This is a genomic window from Streptomyces sp. NPDC012935, from assembly GCF_042900345.1.
Classification (GTDB): domain Bacteria; phylum Actinomycetota; class Actinomycetes; order Streptomycetales; family Streptomycetaceae; genus Streptomyces.
The window spans coordinates 149,838-167,861 of record NZ_JBIBBC010000006.1; the positions used below are offsets into that span (position 1 = coordinate 149,838).

The window sequence follows — 18,024 nt, forward strand, 5'->3', positions numbered from 1 at the left end:
CGATGAGCGGGCAGCGATACGACATCCCCGAGGCCGATGCCTTCACCCGCACCTACTGGGATGCCGCAGCGCAGGGGCAGTTGCTCATCCGCAGGTGCCGCGCCTGCGCACGCGCCCACCACTACCCCCGCGAGTTCTGCCCCCACTGCTGGAGCGAGGACGTGACGTGGGAGCCCGCGAGCGGCCGGGCCACCCTCTACACCTGGTCCGTCGTGCACCGCAACGACCTGCCGCCCTTCGGGGAGCGGACGCCGTACGTCGCCGCCGTCGTCGATCTCGCCGAGGGGCCGCGGATGATGACCGAGATCGTGGAGTGCGCGGACCCCGGCCGGCTGCGGGCCGGGACGGGGCTGTCGGTCCTCTTCCGGGACGGGGTGGCGGTGTTCCGCGCTGCGGGCTGACCGATGCGGGTTCAATGGCCGCATGCCTCACGCCGACATACGCCCCGCCGGCCACCCGCACCCCCACCCCGACCTGCACGGCCACGGGCTGCGCCTGCGCCCCTGGGATCCGGACTCCGAGGACGACGCCGCGACCTGGTTCCGGGGCCGCAGCGACCCTGAGTTCCGGCGCTGGAACACCCCGTTGAGCATCGCGACGGACCCCGACGGCGCCCTGGAGTCCCTTCGTGACACGGCACGGAACATGCTGGACGGCACGTCCGTGTCGTACTGCGTCACCGACGCGGCGACCGGCACCCCCTTCGGGCATATCGGCGTCAACGTCATCGACTGGGTCATGCGCTCCGCCCGCGTCGGCTACTGGGTCCTCCCCGAGGCCCGCGGCCGCCGTGTCGCCACGCACGCGCTCACCCTCGTCGCCCGGTGGGCCCTCACCGATCCGGGCCTGGGCCTGCACCGTCTCGAACTCGGCCACGCCATCGGGCACGACTCCTCCTGCCGAATCGCCGAGCGGTGCGGGTTCCGGTACGAGGGGACCCTGCGGGGCGCGATGTGGGAGGAGGGGAGGCAGGACGCGTACCGGGACGTACATCTGCACGCACGTCTGGCGACGGACCCCGACCCCGCCCCCGATCCCGCACCGGACGTCAACCTGTAGGCAAGTGGAGCCGTGAACCCCGGGCCTCTCAACCCCCGCCTGGGAGTGGGGTCTTGTGTCGGGTTCGTGTCCACAGCGGGAAAGGGTGCACAGACGGCGCCGGGGCGCGGGATCATGAGGTATGCGCCCGGACGACTGGTACTGCACCCAGGATCTCACCGGCTTCCTCTCCCACGCCGGTGGCTTCCTGCGCTCACGCCCCGATCTGCACACCGTCGTCCTGACGGTGACCGAGACGCTGCGCACCAGTGGGCTGCGTGCGTACGGCGACGAGGCGCCGGTCTTCGGGGTGCTGGAGGTGGGCGGGCAGGTACGGGCCGCCTACTTCCGCACCCCGCCCTACCGGCTGAACGTCACCCCGCTCACCCCCGACGAGGCCGACTCCCTCGCCGCCCACCTGGTCGCCCTCGGGCACTCGGTCCCCGGCGTCATCGCGGCCCGTGAGACCGCCGAGGCCTTCGCCACCGCCTGGCGCCGGCACGCGGGCGGCCGGGCCACGGTGAGCCAGAGCCAACGCCTGTACCGGCTCGGCAACCTGACCCTGCCGCAGCCTCTCCCGGCGGGCCGGGCGCGGATCGCGGGCGAGGAGGACCGGGAGCAACTGACGCGCTGGTACGGCGAGTTCATCGAGGCCATCGGCGACCACGCCGCCCGTGACGCCGCCGCGTGGGCCGACTCACGGATCTCCTACGGAGGCATCACCTTCTGGGAGGACGCGGACGGCACCCCCCTCGCCATGGCCGGCGTGACCCCGGTGGTCGCAGGCCAGGTCCGCGTGGCCCCCGTGTACACCCCGGCCCACCTGCGCGGACGCGGCTACGCGGGCGCGGTCACGGCCCAGCTCAGCCGGACCGTGCTCGCCTCCGGGGTGCGCGAGGTACTGCTCTTCACGGACCTCGCCCACCAGACGAGCAACAGCCTCTACCAGCGCATCGGGTACCGGGCGGTGGCCGACTTCGCGGCGTACGACTTCCGGGGGGCCCGGGGCTTCTAGGCGTCCCTGGCCGTCGCATCCACGCGCGCTATGGTGCATCTGCAATCTGTTCGAAAAGCGCTCAGGTGTACGGGGAGAAGTAGGTCTCACGGTGTCCGATCTGGGGAGGGTGTCCGATCTGGGGAGGCTCATAGCCAACCGCTACCGGTTGGTGGAGCGCGTCGGACGCGGCGGCATGGGCACCGTGTGGCGGGCCGAGGACGAAATACTGAACCGGCACGTCGCCCTCAAGAAGCTGCATGTCCCGCCCCATCTCCACGAGGACGAGGTCCAGCGGCTTTACGAACGCACCCGCCGCGAGGCCCGTAGCGCGGCCAGGATCACCCACCCCCATGTGATCGTCGTGCACGACGTCGTCGACGACGAGGGCCTGCCCTGCATCGTCATGGAGTACGTCCCCTCGGTCACGCTCAGTGACGTACTGAAGGAGAAGGGCGCGCTGTCGCCGGGCGAGGCCGCGCGGATCGGCCGCAGCATGGCCGCCGCGTTGCGCGCCGCACACGACGCCGGTGTGCTGCACCGGGACGTCAAGCCCGCCAACGTACTGCTCGGGCATGACGGCCGTATCGTCCTCACCGACTTCGGGATAGCGGTCGAGTCCGGCACCCCGTCGCTGACGAAAACCGGGGAACTCGTCGGCTCCATCCAGTACCTCGCCCCGGAACGCCTCCGCAGCGGGATCGCCGAGCCCGGCCCCGCCTGCGACCTGTGGTCGCTCGGCGCGACGCTGTACGAGGCGGTCGAGGGACGACCGCCGTTCCGCCGGGACACGGCGTTCGAGACGGCGTACGCCATCGCCTCCGACCCGCACGAGCCCCCGCACCGCGCCGAGGACCTCGCCCCGGTGATCGAGGGACTGCTGGTGAAGGAGCCCGGCCTGCGCATGGACGCTCAGGAGGCCGAGCACCTCCTGAGCAGGGTGACGGGCGGGGCGACCGCCCCCCTCGAACCGCCCACGCGGCCGGAGCGGGTGCGTACCACCGCCACCCCCGCCGCCAACCCGGCCGCCCCTCACGTCGCCTCCGCCGTGCCGGGGCGCAGGCGGGGCCGCCGCACGGCCCTGTGGGTCGCCTCCGCAGTGGTGATCGCCGCCACCGTGACGGGCGCTGTGCTGCTGCGGCCCTGGGACGATTCCGCCTCGCAGGGCGCCGCCCCGTCTCCCTCCCGGACCTCGTCCGGCACCCCTGACACCTCCGGCGCCTCCCCGAAGCCGAGCGCCACCCCGTCGCCGGTTCCCACCGGATACCACCTCGTGAAGGCCGGGCAGGGCTTCTCCGTGCCCGTGCCGGACGGCTGGAAGGCCACGAAGGTGCCCACCACCGGTGAAGTCGCCTATATCGATCCGTCCGGGCTGGTGGGCCTGCGGGTCGAGGTGGTCGAGTTCGCGGGGTCCGATCCGCTCCAGCACTGGCGTGACACCGAGGAGCCCCAGACGCGCCGCGACAACGCGGGCTATGAGCGGGTCAGGATGAGCCGCACGACGTTCCGGGGGCGGACCGCCGGCTACTGGGAGTTCACCTTCGAGGGCAGGGTGCGGGGGTACCGGGGCGTCGAACTGGCCGTCAACGGTGCCGACAACACCCAGTACGCCATCTACCTCTCCGCGCCGAGAGCGCAGTGGGACGAGTACCGCCCGGTGTTCGACACCGCCGTCAACGGGATCCGCCTCCCCGACTGACGCCGACCGCCGGCGCTAGGGCCAGAGCAGCTCCCTCACCCAGCCACCCTCCCCGCGCCGGTAGTCGAGCCGCACATGCCGACGCCGCGCGTCCCCCTGGAAGAACTCCACCTCCTCGGGGCGCAGCCGGTACAGCGTCCACGTCGGCACGGGCGCGTCGGGCTCGCGTCCGGCCCGTTCCCAGGCCGACTCGGAGGCTAGCGCCAACTCCTCCAGCGAGCCCAGGACCTGGCTCTGGCGGCCGGTCAGTGCCGCCGCCAGGGCGCCGGTCGAGCGGGCGTGCAGGTCGGCCTGGCCGTCCTGGGCGGGAGCGGCACTCACGGGGCCCCGCACCCGCACCTGGCGGCCCTGGGCCGGCCAGTAGAAGCCGAGGGCCGCATACGGGCGGGCCGTCAGCTGGCGGCCCTTGCGGCTGTCGACGTGGGTCGCGAAGGACCAGCCGGAGGCGTCCGCGCCGTGCAGCATCACCGTCCGTACGTCCGGCAGGCCGTCCTCGCCGGCCGTGGCGAGGGACATGGTGTGCGGTTCCGCCTGCCCCGCGGCCACCGCCTCGGCGAACCAGGCCGTGAACAGGGCGAGCGGGTCGGCGGGTGCGGTGGCCGGGTCGAAGGCGGGCAGCTCGGTGACCGCCGGGTCCCACACCCGCAGCGACCTCAGCAACTCATGAAGAAGGTCATCTCCCATGCCTCGATTGTCGCGTGCCGCGGTGGCCTCACCGGCTCACAGCTGACCGAGGTCGGACGACACCCAGCGTTCGGGCCGCATGTGGATGACGATCTGCTCTCCGTGGTTCTTCCAGGCGAAGTCGACATAGCCGTCGACCTTGTCGGCCGGGAGATAGCGGGCCGAGACCTCCCGGAGCTGCTCCAGGGTGGCGGGGGTCGTGTCGATGACCGGGCCCTCGACCGACGCGTACCGGACGGTGGGTTCGACGCGGTCGACCATCAGGGTGAACCGTCCGGACGCCTGGATCAGCTGGTGCTTGCGGGAGTCCAGCCCGGTCAGGACCCATACGTTGCCGCCGGGCTCGTACTGGTACCAGACCGGCACGGTCAGCGGAGCGCGCCCCGCGCCCGCGTCGACGGACAGTGCGGCGACATGGGGTTCGGCAAGGAACTGTTCGCGTTCTTCTCGGGTCAGGGCCATGCCTGCGGTCCTCTCGATCGGCTCAATCCCTCCCCAGCACCAACGTCCCCGACGAGCAGAACCATCCCCCGGTCGCCGAAGCGACACCCAGACGGGGCAACGCCCCGCCCCGCCCCCGCACCTGACGCTGCCCGGCCTCGCCCCGTAGCTGCCGCACGGCCTCCACCAGCAGAAAAAGCCCTCGCATCCCGGGATGCTGGGCGGAGAGGCCGCCCCCGTCCGTGTTGACCGGCAGGTCCCCGCCCCGCACCAGCAGCCGCCCCTTCTCCACGAACGCCCCGCCCTCACCCTTCCCGCAGAAGCCGAGGTCCTCCAGCGTCACGAGGGTCATGTAGGTGAACGCGTCGTAGATCTCGGCGAAGTCGATCTCCTCCGGGCGCACCCCGGCCCGTTCGAAGGCGAGCCGTCCGCTCACCGCCGCGGGCCCGACCGTGAAGTCGGGCCACTGCGACATCGCCGCGTGCGAGACGTGCTCCCCGGTGCCGAGCACCCACACCGGAGCCGTACGGCAGTCCCGTACGAACTCCTCGGCCGCCAGCAGCACCGCCGCCCCGCCGTCGGAGCGGATGCAGCAGTGCAGCTTGGTGAAGGGGTCCGCGATCATCGGCCCGTCCAGCACGTCGTCGACGGTGATCGGGTCGCGGAACATCGCGTCCGGGTTCAGGGCCGCGTTGGCCCTCGCCTGGACCGCAACCTGCGCCAACTGCTCGATGGTCGTGCCGTGTTCGATCATGTGGCGGCGGGCGGCCATGGCGTACTTGGCGATGAGCGTGTGACCGTACGGCACCTCGAACTGCAGGGGCCCCCGTGAGCCGAAGGACAGGTTCCCCGTCCGCCGGCCCGCCCTTATGTCGGCGCGGGCCGTGGAGCCGTAGACGAGGAGGACGGCGTTCGCGTGCCCCCTCGCTATCGCGTCCGCCGCGTGGGCGGCCATGACCTCCCACGTGGAGCCGCCGACTGAGGTGGAGTCGATCCAGGTGGGGCGCAGGCCCAGGTACTCGGCCACCTCGACGGGCGCGAGGGTGCCGAGCCCGGCGGACGCGAAGCCGTCCACCACCTCCCGGCCGAGCCCCGCGTCGGCCAGGGCGCGGCGGGCCGCCTGGGCGTGCAGGGCGTACGGGGTCGCGTCGTCCACCCGGCCGCAGTCGGACAGGGACACCCCGACCACGGCGACTTTCCGGCTTCCGGGAGTCATGCGAGGCCTCCAACCTCTCTGCGGCCAACCTCTGTGCATATCGTTGTGGCCCTCCTAATATGACGGCCCGTCAGATACGGAGGGAAGAGCCATGGACGCCACCTTCACCCCCGAGCAGGACGAGATCCGCCGCACCCTCCGCGAGCTGCTCCACAGCCGCTGCGGCCCCCGCGAACTGCGTGCCGCCGTCGACACCCCCGCAGGACACGACCCGGCCCTGTGGACCGCCCTCGCCGAACAGCTCGGCCTGCCCGGGCTCGCGCTCCCCGAGGCGTACGGCGGTGTGGGCTGTACGGCGACCGAACTCGCCCTCGCCTGCGAGGAGACGGGCCGTGCGCTGGCCCCCTCCCCGCTGCTCGCCACCGCCGTCCTCGCCGCACCCCTGATCGCCGCCCTCGGCACCGAGCCCCAGCGCGCCGCCCTGCTGCCCCGCCTCACCTCCGGCACGCTCACCGCCACCCTCGCGGTCCCGGGCACCGCGCTGGCCGCCGCGCTCACCCTGACCGGCGACAACGGGGGTGACTGGGCCGGCGGCGGACGTGCCGGCGGCGTGCAGGCGCGGCGGACGGAGGGCGGCTGGCGGCTGTACGGGCAGGTCGACCAGGTGCTGGACGGGCACAGCGCGGGGCTCCTGGTGGTCGCCGCGCACGCCGGGGGGTTCGCCCGGTCGCGGACGTTGCTGTTCCTGGTGCCGGGGGACGCGGCGGGGGTCGTACGGGTGCGGCAGACCGCCCTGGACGCCACCCGGCCGCAGGGGCGGGTGCAACTGCGGGACGTGGAGGCAGAGTTGCTGGGTGAGGAAGAGGGTGCCGGCGTGCTGGGCGCCCTCGCGGGCGCGGGAGATGCGGTCGCCGCCGTCCTCGCCTGTGAGGCCGTGGGCGCCGCCGACCGGGCGCTGGAGCGGACCGTGGAATACGTCGGACAGCGGGAGCAGTTCGGGCGGGCCATCGGGTCGTTCCAGGCGGTGAAGCACCGGCTGGCGGATGTGTACGTGCAGGTGCAGGCGGCACGCTCGGCGGCCTATTACGCAGCGTGGGCCGTAACGTGCCCAAAGGGCGCCGGCCGTGTCGATCAGCGTCTCCACCGCGTGGGCGCGGCAAGCCACGACGGACCCGCGGGCAACGAACAACCCGGCGCGGTCCCACCCGCGGAGCGCCTCGCCCTCGCGCAGGCCCTGGAAGCGCTGCGGATCGCGTCCGCCGAGGGGATCCAGCTGCACGGCGGCATCGGTTTCACCTGGGAGCACGAGGCGCACCTGTATTTCAAGCGGGCCGCCGGTGACGAGCTGCTCTTCGGGCCGGTGCACCGGCTGCGGGCGCACGCCGCCGCCGAGGCCCGGCTCTTCGGGACGTCCGCGGCGCGGGAGGTGGCGGTGTGATCGGCGTGCGGCTCGTGCAGAAGGTGTCGTCGACCCGGGGCTTCGCCAGGGTCGCCCCCCATCTGATCCCTGCGCTCGACCGTGCCGTGCACCGGCTCACTCGCGGGAAGGTGCTGCTCAGCGCCCAGATGCTGCCCGGCGTGATCCTGACCTCGACCGGCGCCCGCAGCGGGCTGGCCCGCCGCACGCCGCTCGCGTGCATGCCCGAGGACGGCGGCCGCACCTGGATCCTCATCGGCTCCAACTTCGGCCGGCCCGGCCACCCGGCCTGGACCGCCAACCTGCTGGCCCACCCGGACGCCGAGGTCAGCTGGAAGGGCACCGACATCCCCGTCACGGCCCGCCTGCTGGAGGGCGAGGAGCGGGCAGCCACCTGGAAGACGGTGCTCCGGTTCTGGCCGCCGTACGCCACGTATCAGGCCCGGGTGGAGAGGGAGATCCGGCTCTTCAGGATCGTCCGTCGCGACGAGGATCCCGTACGGCCGTGACGGCTACAGCGTCGCCAGGCGCTGCACGAGCAGGAAGGCCCCGATTCCGAGCATCGCCGCCCCGGACGTGCGCGTGACCGCCCGTGCCGCGGCCGGGCGGGCGCCGAGGACGGCGCGGGCGGCCAGGCCCACGGTCAGGTAGACGGCGGCGCAGCACGCCATGTGGAGCAGGCCGAGGACGGCGGTCTGGGCGGGGACCGGCAGGTGGTCGCCCCTGGTCACCAGGAACTGGGGCAGGACCGAGAGGTAGAGCAGCAGGCCCTTGGGGTTGAGGCCGCTGATCGTGGCGCCGCGCAGGAAGACGCGGGCCGGGCTGCTCGGGGCCACGGCCTCCTCGGAGGTCCCCGGCGTGCCCGGGCGGCGCAGGACGCTCCAGCCCAGCCAGACCAGGTATGCGGCGCCGGCGGCCGTCAGCGCGGTCAGCAGGCCCGGCTCGCTCGCCACCAGCACCGCGAGGCCCGCCACCGCGAGGACCGTGTGCAGCGCGTACCCGGTGACCAGACCCGTCACCGCCATCACCGGCGAGCGCTCACGCAGCCCGGCGGAGATCGCGTACGCCCAGTCCGCGCCCGGTACGCAGACGAGCAGCAGGTCGATGGCGAGGAAGGAAAGGAGCAGTCCGGAGTCCATAGTGGGGACATTAGGCGGGAATGGCCCAAAAGTGTTGTCGAAGTTTGCTCATGATCGCGCGTTGTGAGCAAATATCTTCTTCATGGACGACGTGGACCGGAAGATTCTTGCCGAGCTGCAGCAGGACGGGCGGCTGACCGTGACCGAGCTGGCCGGGCGGGTGCGGCTGAGCGTCTCGCCGTGCCACCGGCGGCTGCGGGAACTGGAGCGCTCGGGGGCGATCAGCGGCTACCGGGCCGTGGTGGAGCCGGCGGCGGTGGGGCTGACCTTCGAGGCGCTGGTCTTCGTGTCCATGCGGCAGGAGGACCGGGACACGGTCGCCGAATTCGAGCGGGCGATCGCGGACATCCCCCATGTCCTGGACGCACAACGGCTGTTCGGCGAACCCGACTACCTGCTGCGGGTGGCCACCGCCGACCTCGCCGCCTTCCAGCGGCTGTACGACGAGCGGCTGGCGACCCTGCCGGGAGTGCAGCGGCTCACCTCGACGCTGGTGATGAAGCACGTCGTACGGGATCGTCCGCTGCCCGAATAGGACGGCAGGCGGCGGCCCACGTCGGGTGAGCCACCGCCTGCCAGACAGGACTTGCTCAAAATCAGGGAGCTACTTCGTCGGCTTCTTGCCGGTCACACCCAGATGCACCAACAGGGCGAGGTTCGGCTTGAGTTCGGCCTGCTTGACGCCCCAGGTCTGGAAACCCTTCTGGTGCGAGGCCACCGCCGCGAGCATCGCGACGATCGAACCCGCCACCGCGGCCGGGTTGACGTCCTTGTCGACCTTGCCCTTGGCCTGCAACTGAGTGACCGACTCTGCCAGGGAGTTGTTGACCGAGTTCAGGATCTTCATACGGATCTTGTAGAAGCGTTTGTCCCCCTCGGAGGCACCGAGGTCGACGACCCGCAGGATCGCGTCGTTGCGCCGCCAGAACTCCAGGAATCCGTCGACGAGTTCCTGTGCCGTCTGCCAGCCGGCCTTGCCGACCCAGCTGCGGCCCTCCACGAGCTCGGTCAACCCGGCGCCCTCGGTGGCCATTTGGTCGGCGATCTCCAGGACGGCACCCTCGACGTCCGGGAAGTACTGGTAGAAGGTGGCGGGCGAAGTGCCCGCCTTCCGGGCGACATCTATGACTTTGACGTCCCGGTACGGGGAGGAGCTGAGCATCTCGCTGAGGCAGTCGAGCAGCTTCTGCCGGGTCGCCTGCCCACGCCGGCCGGCCACGCGGCCGTCGACGGTACGCACTTGTCCTGTCATGTCGTCAGCTTACCGAGGCGTGATCGGGGCGCGATTCGGCCGACTGCAAATGGGGTGCTCGGGGATCGCGGGACTGGTGTGCCTGGTCTGCGAGCCGCGCAGGACGCCGTTACTTTTGCCGCATGGCCGAAAACAGGGCATCCGCGAACGGAACGGGATACACGGAGGGCGTTCCGTGCTGGGTCGAGGCGCAGCTCGCCGACGTCCAGGCGGGAAAACGCTTCTACGGTGAGCTTTTCGGGTGGGACTTCGAGGAGGCCTACGACTCCACCGTGTGGGCCCGGCTGGACGGTGACCGTGTGGCCGCCCTCTCCCGCAAGACGGACGGCCGGATGCCCACCGTGTGGACCGTGTACTTCGCCACCCCGGACGCGCGGGCGCTGACCGGGCGGGTCCGAAGCGCCGGGGGGCAGGTGGTCACCGCGCCCGTGGAGGTCGGTGCTGGTGCGGGGACGGCGGCGCTGGTCACCGACCCCGAGGGTGCCGTCTTCGGGCTGTGGCAGGAGGGCGAACACAGAGGCTTCGGGCGCCGCCACGAGGCCGGCACCTTCGGCTGGGTGGAGCTGTACGCGCGGGACATCGAGGTCGCCAACGACTTCTACGGCGGGCTCTTCGCCGACGCCCTGTTCGGGCCGGACGCCAAGCCGGACTTCGGGCGGGCGGCCGTCGCGGAGCGCTTCTCGGCGATGATGCCGCCCCACTTCCTGGTCCACTTCCAGGTCACGGACTGTGAGGAGATCCTCGGCACGGTGAACCGGCTCGGCGGGCGGATCCAGGTGCCGCCCTTCGAAACGTCGTACGGGAGGGCCGCCGTGGTCACCGACGATCAGGGGGCGTCCTTCGCGGTTCTGGAGCGGGTCGCCAGAGGGTGACGGCACTCCTGTCCCCGGTGGCTCAGGCGTCCCACTATGCGAAACCGCGCTTCCGCGGGGCGGCGGGCTGTGGTTTTGTCCCAAGACACCCCGTTCCGCCCGCGGGTTCGCCACCACGCCTCCGGACAGGAAGAATCGGGGTGCGTGCCGCCAAGGCGGTGCTGTGGTGAGACGCTGCACGGGGTCGCGTACATAAGCGGGTGACGGGGCCCGTACGGGGAGGTGGCAGGCAGAGTGGTGGATCAGCTGACGCAGCACGATCCGCGCAGGATCGGGCCGTTCGAGGTGCTCGGACGGCTGGGTGCCGGCGGCATGGGGCTGGTCTATCTTGCGCGCTCGGCGTCCGGGCGGCGCGTGGCGATCAAGACGGTCCGTACGGAACTCGCCGAGGACCAGCTGTTCCGTGTCCGCTTCACGCGTGAGGTGGAGGCGGCCCGGGCGGTCTCCGGCTTCTACACGGCCGCGGTCGTCGACGCCGACCCGCGGGCGGCCGTGCCGTGGCTGGCCACCGCGTACGTCCCCGCGCCCTCCCTCGAGGAGATAGTGAACGAGTGCGGGCCGCTCCCGGCCCAGGCGGTGCGCTGGCTGGCGGCGGGCGTGGCGGAGGCCCTGCAGTCCATCCACGGCGCCGGTCTCGTCCACCGTGACCTCAAGCCGTCCAACGTGCTCGTGGTCGAGGACGGCCCCAGGGTCATCGACTTCGGCATCGCGTCCGGCGTGTCGAACACGCGTTTGACCATGACCAACGTCGCCGTCGGTACCCCCGCCTACATGTCGCCCGAGCAGGCGAAGGACTCCCGCAGCGTGACCGGCGCGAGCGACGTCTTCTCGCTGGGCTCGATGCTGGTGTTCGCCGCCACCGGGCACCCGCCCTTCCACGGCGCCAACCCCGTCGAGACGGTCTTTATGCTGCTGCGCGAGGGCCCCGACCTCGAAGGCCTCCCGGACGAGCTGCGCCCGCTGATCGAGTCCCTGATGCAGATGGAGGCCACGGGCCGCCCCAACCCGGCCGACCTCCAGGCCCAGCTGGCACCCCACCTCTTCGGCTCCGGCTCCGACGACAGCGGTACGGCGTCCGCGTGGCTGCCCGAGCGGGCGGTGAGCCTGATCGAGGCGCGGCGCGGCGGCCGTCCGGCCGTGAAGCCGTCGCCGTCCTCCGGCCGCAGCGGCGGCCGCATCGCCCCCGCGCCGGTTCCGCCCCCGCCCGCGCACGACCCGGCGGTCCCGGGCCCGCAGCCGGCGCCCGTCCCGGTCGGCGCCCCCGACACCGGCCCGGTGCGGCTGGCCGGCGCGGCGGTCCCCATCGGACCCGGCCCGCGCGTCGCCGACGCCCGCGCCGCGGCCATGCAGGCGCCGCCGCCGGAAGCCGGCCTCGTCGCCTCCTGGTCCAAACCCCGCCCCGGCGTCAACGGCACGGGCCCTGCCGTGGGCCCTGCCGTACCGGCACCGCCGCCGGTGGCCCCCGAGCCGGCGGCCGGCTGGCGGCCCTGGCGTTTCCGCATGTCGAACGACGTCTGGGGTACCCCTTCCGTCGCCGACGACCTCGTCTACGTCACCTCCTTCGAGGTGCACGCCCTCGACGTGGCCACCGGCCGCCGCCGCTTCAAGACGCGGGACGTCGCATGGTCGATGGCGGTCGCCGACGGCCGTATCCACGCCTCCGACGGCCCGACGCTGTTCGCCCTGGACTGCCGTGAGGGCGCCGACCTCTGGCGCCTGCAGACGGACGCCTGGGTGTACTCCCTCAAGGCCGAGCGCGGCACGGTCGTCACCGGCACGCGCGGCGGCGGCGTCCAGGCCTGGGAGGCCTCCAACGGCCAGAAACTCTGGGAGATCACCGGGGCGCAGAGCGACTTCGAGTCCCCGGAGGCCGGACCGGCGCTGTACGACGGCACGGTGTACGTCTGGCAGGACGCCCGGCTGAAGGCCCTGGACGCCCGGACGGGCGAAGAGCGGTGGTCGTACCCCATCGGTGACGCCGCCTCCTGCGGCGGGGTGCCGGTGCGGGTGGCGCAGGCGCACGACGGCTACGTGTACGTGTCCGCCGGGACGCGGGTGCTCGCGCTCGACGTGGTGAGCGGCCTGGTCCGCTGGCACTTCGAGGCTCCGGCGGTCTTCCTGTGCCCGCCGGCCTTCGTGCCGGGCCCGGCGGTGACCGGCGGCGGTGTGTACCTCGCCGACTACCTCGGCACGGTCTACGCCCTGGACGCCACCGACGGCCGCGACCGCTGGCGCATCGCCACCGAGGCCCGCGCCTCGATCGATCCGGTGCTGGTGGCCGGGGGCCACGTCCACGTCGGCAGCGGCAAGGGGCTCTACACCCTGGACGCGGTCACCGGGACGCCCAAGTGGCGCTTCCAGGCGGGCGGCGACATCGTGGGCGCCCCTTCGGTGGCGGAGGGCCGCATCCACTTCGGCTCCACCGACCATCTGCTGTACACGCTGAAGGCCGACGACGGCCGCCTGCGCTGGAAGCTCGCGACCGGCGGTGAGATCACCGGCTCGCCCGTGGTGCAGGACGGTGTCGTGTACGCGTGCAGCAAGGACCGCTGCGTGTACGCCCTGGACGCCGAGAAGGGCACGGGCACGGCCCGCACCGCGTAGGCGTAGCGGATCTGATCCGGACGACGGCCGTTCTCAAGGGGCGGCCATCTTCACGGCTCTTGCACGCGACGTTACGCCGGGTAAGCGGTTCCTGCCGTGCGGCCGCTGCTAACGTGACGTGCTCACGATCGCGACAACGGGGGTTGAACACGTGAAGCTTCGCCATGTCCGTGCTGTGGCCGTGTGCGTGGGGGTCGTCGTGGCCCTGACGGGCGCACGGCACTCCAGCGGCGGAGGCTGCGACGGCAACTCGAACTCCAGCAGCTCGTCGAGCAGTTCGGGTGGCACGAGCGGCGGCAGCACGCATTACGACGATGACGACGACTACTCGTCCACGGGCGGCGGCTCGGGCGCCGACGCGACGGCGACCGCCGAGGCCACCCAGGACGTGAAGATCCAGAGCTGTGTGTTCGACGAGAGCCGGGGCATCGTCGCCCGGGTCGAGGCCACCAACTCCAGCAGCATCACGACCTATACCTACAAGTTCGGGGTCACCTTCAAGGACCCGTCCGGCGGCACCGTGCGCACCAGCGTGTCCACCATCCCGTACGTCTCGCCGGGCTCCACGGACACGCAGGACGTGGCCGCCGCTTACGTCCCGGACGCCGGCGCCGGGACCAGTGGCGTCACCTGCGAACTGGATGACGTGACGCGCACGGCGCAGTAGCTCACCGGACCTGATGGCCGCGGCGCCGCGCCCGGAACAGCTCCGCCTGCCGTTCGCCCGGCAGGTTTCCGAGGGCGATCAGGTGCGGCGCCTGCGCGAAGGCGTGGGCCAGGGCTGCCTCCTTGGCCGCCCACAGCGCGCGTACGGTCCCCTGCACGCCCTCCGCCGGATACCCGGCGATGACGGCGGCGCAGTCGACCGCGGCGGCCAACGCGCCTCCGGGCTCGGTGACTTCCGACACGAACCCGATCTCGTGCGCCCGCCGCGCCGACATCCGCTCCGCGCTCCCCATGAGCGCCGTCCGAGCCGCCTCTGCGTACGGCATGCGCAGCGCCATCAGCATCGACTCGTAGGCGCTGACCATGCCGTAGGTGGTGTGCGGGTCGAAGAAGGTGGCGCTCGGGTCGGCGACGAGGAAGTCCGCCTCGCCCAGGAGGTAGAACGCGCCCCCGCAGGCCATGCCCCGCACCGCGGCGACGACGGGTTTCCACAGGTCGTTCGCCTTCGGCCCGACCCGCAGCAGCGGATCGTCGGTCATGTAGGGCGAGGTGGGCTGCGCGACGACGGCCTCCCGGTCCAGCCCGGTGCAGAAGGCCCGCTCACCGGCCCCGGTGAGCACGACGGCCCGTACGGTGTCGTCGAACCGCAACTCCACCCACGTCGCCACCAGTTCGTCCCGCATGGCGAGGTCGATGGCGTTGAGACGCTCCGGCCGGTCGAGGGTGACGACGGCGACGCCGGTGTCCTTGCTGGTCTCGGTCCTGACGGAGGGGCTCACGGCCGCTCCAGGACCCACTGCACATGGCCGGCGCCGCTGAAGACGGCCTGGACCTTGGCGCCGATGCGGATCCGGTCCGGGGGAAGCGAGTTGAGCGGGGCGCCGGGTTCCGTGACGAGGTTGCCGACCAGGCGGATGCGGGGCGCGTCGGCGAGTTCGACGACCACGACGTTGTACGGCGCCTGCTCCGCGTAGTCCGGCAGGAGCGGCGGATGGGGGACGACGTACGACCAGATCCGGCCGTGCCCGCCGACCTGCCGCCACTCGCTCGCGAAGGACTGGCAGTGCGGGCAGCAGGGCCGGGGCGGGAAGCGGAGTTCGCCGCAGTCGGCACAGGCCTGGACGCGCAGCTCGCCCTGGGCGGCGTACTGCCAGAACGGGGCGCCGTCGGGGTCGGTGACGGGGGAGAGCATCTTCGGTCAACTCCTCAGGAGCAGCGCGGAGGTGGGGACGCCTTCGCCCGCGGTGACGAGACAGGTGGCGGCGTCGGGGACCTGCGCGGTGCTGGTGCCGCGCAGCTGCTTGACGCCTTCGTTGATGAGGTTGAAGCCGTGGACGTAGGCCTCGCTGAGCCCGCCGCCCCCGGTGTTGAGCGGCAGCAGCCCCCCGATCTCGAGGGCGCCCCCTTCGGTGAACGCCCCGCCCTCGCCCCGCCCGCAGAAGCCGTACCCCTCCAGCGAGAGCGGTATGAGCGCGGTGAACGCGTCGTAGATCTGGGCGACGTCCACATCCTGTGGAGTGAAGTCGGCGTGCTTCCACAGGTGCCGGGCCGCGGTCCACGCGGGCCCCGTGAGCGGGTCGTCGTTCCAGTAGTTGACCATGCCGTGGTGCTGGGCGGGCAGCCCCTGGGCGGCGGAGTGGACGTAGACGGGGGTGTGCCGGCAGTCCCGGGCGCGCTCCCGGCTGACGATCACGCATGCCAGGGCCCCGTCGGTCTCCAGGCAGTTGTCGAAGAGGCACAGGGGCTCGCTGATCCACCGGGAGGTCATGTACATCTCGCGGGTCAGTGGCCGTTCGTACATCACCGCGGCGGGGTTCTGGTTGGCCCGGTTCCGGCAGGCGAGGGCGACGTTGAAGAGGTGATCACGTGTCGCGCCGTACTCGTGCATGTAGCGGCGGGCGAGCATGGCGATCTCGTCGACCGGGCGAAGGAGGCCGTACGGCCGGGTCCACTGGGCGGGCGTGGGCAGTTGGGCGGTGGTGTTGCGCCAGGGCCGGGGACCGCTGCCCCGCTTCCTGGACCGCCAGGCGACCCCGACCGTCGCCTGCCCGGCGGCGATGGCGGCGGCGAGATGCGCGACGGTGGCACACGAACCGCCGCCCCCGTACCCCACCTTGCTGAAGAAGGTGAGGTCCCCGAAGCCGACGGCCTTGGCCAGCTCGACCTCGTCGGTCTCCTCCATGGTGTAGCTGGCGAGCGCGTCGACCTCGCCGGGTGCTATTCCGGCGTCGTCCAGGGCGGCCACGACGGCACGGCATGCGAGGGTTCTCTCGTCCTCGGCGAGCCGTTTGGCGAAGGGCGTCTGTCCGATGCCGACGATCGCGGTGGCGTCCTTGAGCCCGTTGACTCCGGTCATGCTGCGCGCACCTCCGCATGCTGAAGCGGCTGCTGACAGGGCGTCAGGCTACAGCTAATCTGACGGACAGTCAGCTACTGGGTCTGGAGGCTGTGGTGCGCGGTGACTTGGAGTGGGACAGCATCCCGGAACTCGTCCGGTCCGCGGCCGAGCGGTACGCGGACGTCGAGGCCGTGGTCGAGGGCCGTACACGGATCTCGTACGCCGAACTGGGCGCCCGCGTCGAGCGTTCGGCGGCGGCCTGCCTGGCGAACGGCGTCGCGCCGGGCGACCGGGTCGCCATCTGGGCCCCCAACACGCTCGACTGGATCGTGTCGGCGCTGGGCGCGGTGTCGGCCGGGGCGGTGCTGGTGCCGCTGAACACCCGCTTCAAGGGCACCGAGGCGGCCGATGTGCTGCGGCGCAGCGGGGCGCGGCTGCTGTTCGTGACGGGCACGTTCCTGGGGACGTCGTATGTGGCGTCGCTGCGCAGGGCGGTCGCACAGGGGCCGGGGCTGCCGGGGCTGGAGCAGGTGGTCGTGCTGTCGGACGACGCCCCGGCGGACTTCCGTACCTGGAAGGACTTCCTGGCGAGCGGGGATGGGGTGAGCGCCGCGGACGTACGCGCGCGGGCCGGGGCCCTGGACGGCTCCTGCCCCTCGGACATCGTCTTCACGTCCGGCACGACGGGCCGCCCGAAGGGCGCGGTGATCACCCACGCGCAGACCCTGCGTGCCTACGAGGTGTGGAGCGACCTGGCGGGACTGCGGCAGGGCGACCGCTACCTCATCGTGAACCCCTTCTTCCACACCTTCGGCTACAAGGCAGGGGTGATCGCCTGCTTGATGCGGGGCGCGACGATGATCCCCCAGCCGGTCTTCAACGTCGGCACGGCCCTGGCGAACATCGCGGCGGAACGGGTGTCGGTCCTGCCGGGCCCGCCCACCCTGCACCAGTCCCTCCTGGACCACCCGGCCCGCGACGCCCACGACCTGTCGGCGCTGCGGCTCGTGGTGACGGGCGCGGCGGTCGTGCCGCTGCAACTGGTGGAGCGGCTGCGCGGGGAACTCGGCGTCGAGACGGTCCTCACGGCATACGGCCTCTCGGAAGCCAGCGGCATCGTGACGATGTGCCGGCGCGGCGACGACCCGTCGGTCATCGTGTCCACGTCGGGCCGCGCGATCCCGGGCACCGAGGTGCGGGTGGCCGGCCCGACGGGACAGCCGGCGCCCGCCGGCATCCCCGGCGAGGTCCTGGTCCGCGGCTTCAACGTGATGCGCGGCTACTACGAGGACGAGGCGGCCACCGCGGAAGTGCTGACGGAGGACGGCTGGCTGCGCACCGGAGACGTGGGCGTGCTGGACGATGCGGGCAACCTTCACATCACCGACCGCATCAAGGACATGTACATCGTCGGCGGCTTCAACGCCTACCCGGCGGAGATAGAGCAGCTTCTGGGCCTGCATCCCGACGTGGCGGACGTGGCGGTGATCGGCGTCCCCGACGCGAGGCTGGGCGAGGTCGGGAAGGCGTACGTGGTGCGGCGGCCCGGGGCGGTGCTCACCGGGGACGATCTGATCGCCTGGGCGCGGCGGGAGATGGCGAACTACAAGGTGCCCCGGGCGGTGGAGTTCCTGGGTGAGCTGCCGCGGAACGCGAGCGGCAAGGTGGTGAAGGGGGAGCTGCGGGGCGGGGCGGCGCGCCGCCGCTCGGGGTAGCACCGCCGC

General features: G+C 72.2%; 19 protein-coding genes. 11 read left to right on the forward strand and 8 right to left on the reverse strand.

The window, feature by feature from the left end; all coding sequences use genetic code 11:
- Positions 1-2: 2 nt before the first annotated feature.
- The 4 genes from ACFY5C_RS17095 to ACFY5C_RS17110 all read left to right on the forward strand — a co-directional run bounded on the left by ACFY5C_RS17095 (position 3) and on the right by ACFY5C_RS17110 (position 3,731).
- Positions 3-401 carry a Zn-ribbon domain-containing OB-fold protein gene (locus ACFY5C_RS17095; protein WP_389445044.1) on the forward strand — a complete coding sequence of 133 codons (399 nt, stop codon included), beginning with the start codon at positions 3-5 and terminating at the stop codon, positions 399-401.
- A gap of 22 nt (positions 402-423) precedes the next feature.
- The gene (locus ACFY5C_RS17100) at positions 424-1,059 is read left to right on the forward strand and encodes a GNAT family N-acetyltransferase (protein ID WP_389445045.1); all 636 of its coding nucleotides are present in this window, start codon (positions 424-426) and stop codon (positions 1,057-1,059) included.
- Between the two features lie 121 nt (positions 1,060-1,180).
- Positions 1,181-2,053 carry a GNAT family N-acetyltransferase gene (locus ACFY5C_RS17105; RefSeq protein ID WP_389445046.1) on the forward strand — a complete coding sequence of 291 codons (873 nt, stop codon included), beginning with the start codon at positions 1,181-1,183 and terminating at the stop codon, positions 2,051-2,053.
- 109 nt (positions 2,054-2,162) lie between these two features.
- Positions 2,163-3,731: a serine/threonine-protein kinase gene (locus ACFY5C_RS17110; RefSeq protein WP_389445457.1), complete on the forward strand. Its 1,569-nt coding sequence runs from the start codon at positions 2,163-2,165 to the stop codon at positions 3,729-3,731.
- Positions 3,732-3,746: 15 nt separating this feature from the next.
- On the opposite strand, the gene ACFY5C_RS17115 is transcribed toward ACFY5C_RS17110, so the two are convergent.
- From ACFY5C_RS17115 to ACFY5C_RS17125, 3 genes are read right to left on the reverse strand one after another with little or no spacing between them, the layout of a single operon-like run.
- Positions 3,747-4,415, reverse strand: coding sequence for a pyridoxal 5'-phosphate synthase (locus ACFY5C_RS17115; protein WP_389445047.1), 669 nt, complete (start codon positions 4,413-4,415; stop codon positions 3,747-3,749).
- Between the two features lie 36 nt (positions 4,416-4,451).
- The gene (locus ACFY5C_RS17120; RefSeq protein WP_389445049.1) at positions 4,452-4,877 is read right to left on the reverse strand and encodes a pyridoxamine 5'-phosphate oxidase family protein; all 426 of its coding nucleotides are present in this window, start codon (positions 4,875-4,877) and stop codon (positions 4,452-4,454) included.
- A gap of 22 nt (positions 4,878-4,899) precedes the next feature.
- Complete coding sequence (locus ACFY5C_RS17125) at positions 4,900-6,072, reverse strand: acetyl-CoA acetyltransferase (RefSeq protein ID WP_389445051.1); 1,173 nt, start codon at positions 6,070-6,072, stop codon at positions 4,900-4,902.
- Positions 6,073-6,163: 91 nt separating this feature from the next.
- Between ACFY5C_RS17125 and ACFY5C_RS17130 the strand changes: the two genes are divergently transcribed.
- Together ACFY5C_RS17130 and ACFY5C_RS17135 are read left to right on the forward strand one after the other, a co-directional pair.
- On the forward strand, positions 6,164-7,450 hold the full coding sequence (locus ACFY5C_RS17130) for an acyl-CoA dehydrogenase family protein (RefSeq protein ID WP_389445053.1): 1,287 nt from the start codon (positions 6,164-6,166) through the stop codon (positions 7,448-7,450).
- A complete protein-coding gene (locus tag ACFY5C_RS17135) occupies positions 7,447-7,938 on the forward strand; it encodes a nitroreductase/quinone reductase family protein (RefSeq protein WP_389445054.1) in 492 nt (163 codons plus the stop codon). Before ACFY5C_RS17130 ends, ACFY5C_RS17135 begins: the two co-directional genes overlap by 4 nt.
- Positions 7,939-7,941: 3 nt before the next feature.
- On the opposite strand, the gene ACFY5C_RS17140 is transcribed toward ACFY5C_RS17135, so the two are convergent.
- Entirely contained in the window at positions 7,942-8,568 is a 627-nt protein-coding gene (locus ACFY5C_RS17140; RefSeq protein ID WP_389445055.1) for a LysE family translocator, read from the reverse strand.
- An 82-nt stretch (positions 8,569-8,650) separates the two neighbouring features.
- On the opposite strand from ACFY5C_RS17140, the gene ACFY5C_RS17145 reads away from it, so the two are divergent.
- A complete protein-coding gene (locus tag ACFY5C_RS17145) occupies positions 8,651-9,103 on the forward strand; it encodes an Lrp/AsnC family transcriptional regulator (protein WP_274240023.1) in 453 nt (150 codons plus the stop codon).
- Positions 9,104-9,172: 69 nt separating this feature from the next.
- Here ACFY5C_RS17145 and ACFY5C_RS17150 read toward each other — a convergent pair whose 3' ends face one another.
- Positions 9,173-9,820, reverse strand: a complete 648-nt coding sequence (locus ACFY5C_RS17150) for a TetR family transcriptional regulator (protein ID WP_369271723.1) — start codon at positions 9,818-9,820, stop codon at positions 9,173-9,175.
- A gap of 122 nt (positions 9,821-9,942) precedes the next feature.
- On the opposite strand from ACFY5C_RS17150, the gene ACFY5C_RS17155 reads away from it, so the two are divergent.
- The 3 genes from ACFY5C_RS17155 to ACFY5C_RS17165 all read left to right on the forward strand — a co-directional run bounded on the left by ACFY5C_RS17155 (position 9,943) and on the right by ACFY5C_RS17165 (position 13,963).
- Entirely contained in the window at positions 9,943-10,692 is a 750-nt protein-coding gene (locus tag ACFY5C_RS17155) for a VOC family protein (protein ID WP_389445056.1), read from the forward strand.
- Positions 10,693-10,926: 234 nt separating this feature from the next.
- Complete coding sequence (locus tag ACFY5C_RS17160; RefSeq protein ID WP_389445057.1) at positions 10,927-13,296, forward strand: PQQ-binding-like beta-propeller repeat protein; 2,370 nt, start codon at positions 10,927-10,929, stop codon at positions 13,294-13,296.
- A gap of 151 nt (positions 13,297-13,447) precedes the next feature.
- Positions 13,448-13,963 (forward strand): hypothetical protein, encoded by a 516-nt coding sequence (locus ACFY5C_RS17165; protein WP_389445059.1) that lies wholly within the window; start codon positions 13,448-13,450, stop codon positions 13,961-13,963.
- Between the two features lies 1 nt (position 13,964).
- Here ACFY5C_RS17165 and ACFY5C_RS17170 read toward each other — a convergent pair whose 3' ends face one another.
- Genes ACFY5C_RS17170 through ACFY5C_RS17180 form a run of 3 tightly spaced genes read right to left on the reverse strand, consistent with a single transcriptional unit; the run spans position 13,965 to position 16,318 of the window.
- Positions 13,965-14,741, reverse strand: coding sequence for an enoyl-CoA hydratase/isomerase family protein (locus tag ACFY5C_RS17170; protein WP_389445061.1), 777 nt, complete (start codon positions 14,739-14,741; stop codon positions 13,965-13,967).
- A complete protein-coding gene (locus ACFY5C_RS17175; protein ID WP_389445062.1) occupies positions 14,738-15,154 on the reverse strand; it encodes a Zn-ribbon domain-containing OB-fold protein in 417 nt (138 codons plus the stop codon). Before ACFY5C_RS17175 ends, ACFY5C_RS17170 begins: the two co-directional genes overlap by 4 nt.
- A gap of 6 nt (positions 15,155-15,160) precedes the next feature.
- Positions 15,161-16,318, reverse strand: a complete 1,158-nt coding sequence (locus tag ACFY5C_RS17180; protein WP_389445064.1) for a lipid-transfer protein — start codon at positions 16,316-16,318, stop codon at positions 15,161-15,163.
- A gap of 95 nt (positions 16,319-16,413) precedes the next feature.
- On the opposite strand from ACFY5C_RS17180, the gene ACFY5C_RS17185 reads away from it, so the two are divergent.
- Positions 16,414-18,015, forward strand: coding sequence for a FadD3 family acyl-CoA ligase (locus ACFY5C_RS17185; protein ID WP_389445065.1), 1,602 nt, complete (start codon positions 16,414-16,416; stop codon positions 18,013-18,015).
- The last annotated feature ends 9 nt before the right edge of the window (positions 18,016-18,024 follow it).

Bases quoted from the DNA above. Each gene is read 5' to 3' on its own strand.
- ACFY5C_RS17095 (WP_389445044.1), top strand. From the start codon at position 3: ATGAGCGGGCAGCGATACGACATCCCCGAGGCCGATGCCTTCACCCGC.
- ACFY5C_RS17100 (WP_389445045.1), top strand. From the start codon at position 424: ATGCCTCACGCCGACATACGCCCCGCCGGCCACCCGCACCCCCACCCC.
- ACFY5C_RS17105 (WP_389445046.1), top strand. From the start codon at position 1,181: ATGCGCCCGGACGACTGGTACTGCACCCAGGATCTCACCGGCTTCCTC.
- ACFY5C_RS17115 (WP_389445047.1), bottom strand. From the start codon at position 4,415: ATGGGAGATGACCTTCTTCATGAGTTGCTGAGGTCGCTGCGGGTGTGG.
- ACFY5C_RS17120 (WP_389445049.1), bottom strand. From the start codon at position 4,877: ATGGCCCTGACCCGAGAAGAACGCGAACAGTTCCTTGCCGAACCCCAT.
- ACFY5C_RS17125 (WP_389445051.1), bottom strand. From the start codon at position 6,072: ATGACTCCCGGAAGCCGGAAAGTCGCCGTGGTCGGGGTGTCCCTGTCC.
- ACFY5C_RS17130 (WP_389445053.1), top strand. From the start codon at position 6,164: ATGGACGCCACCTTCACCCCCGAGCAGGACGAGATCCGCCGCACCCTC.
- ACFY5C_RS17140 (WP_389445055.1), bottom strand. From the start codon at position 8,568: ATGGACTCCGGACTGCTCCTTTCCTTCCTCGCCATCGACCTGCTGCTC.
- ACFY5C_RS17145 (WP_274240023.1), top strand. From the start codon at position 8,651: ATGGACGACGTGGACCGGAAGATTCTTGCCGAGCTGCAGCAGGACGGG.
- ACFY5C_RS17150 (WP_369271723.1), bottom strand. From the start codon at position 9,820: ATGACAGGACAAGTGCGTACCGTCGACGGCCGCGTGGCCGGCCGGCGT.
- ACFY5C_RS17155 (WP_389445056.1), top strand. From the start codon at position 9,943: ATGGCCGAAAACAGGGCATCCGCGAACGGAACGGGATACACGGAGGGC.
- ACFY5C_RS17175 (WP_389445062.1), bottom strand. From the start codon at position 15,154: ATGCTCTCCCCCGTCACCGACCCCGACGGCGCCCCGTTCTGGCAGTAC.
- ACFY5C_RS17180 (WP_389445064.1), bottom strand. From the start codon at position 16,318: ATGACCGGAGTCAACGGGCTCAAGGACGCCACCGCGATCGTCGGCATC.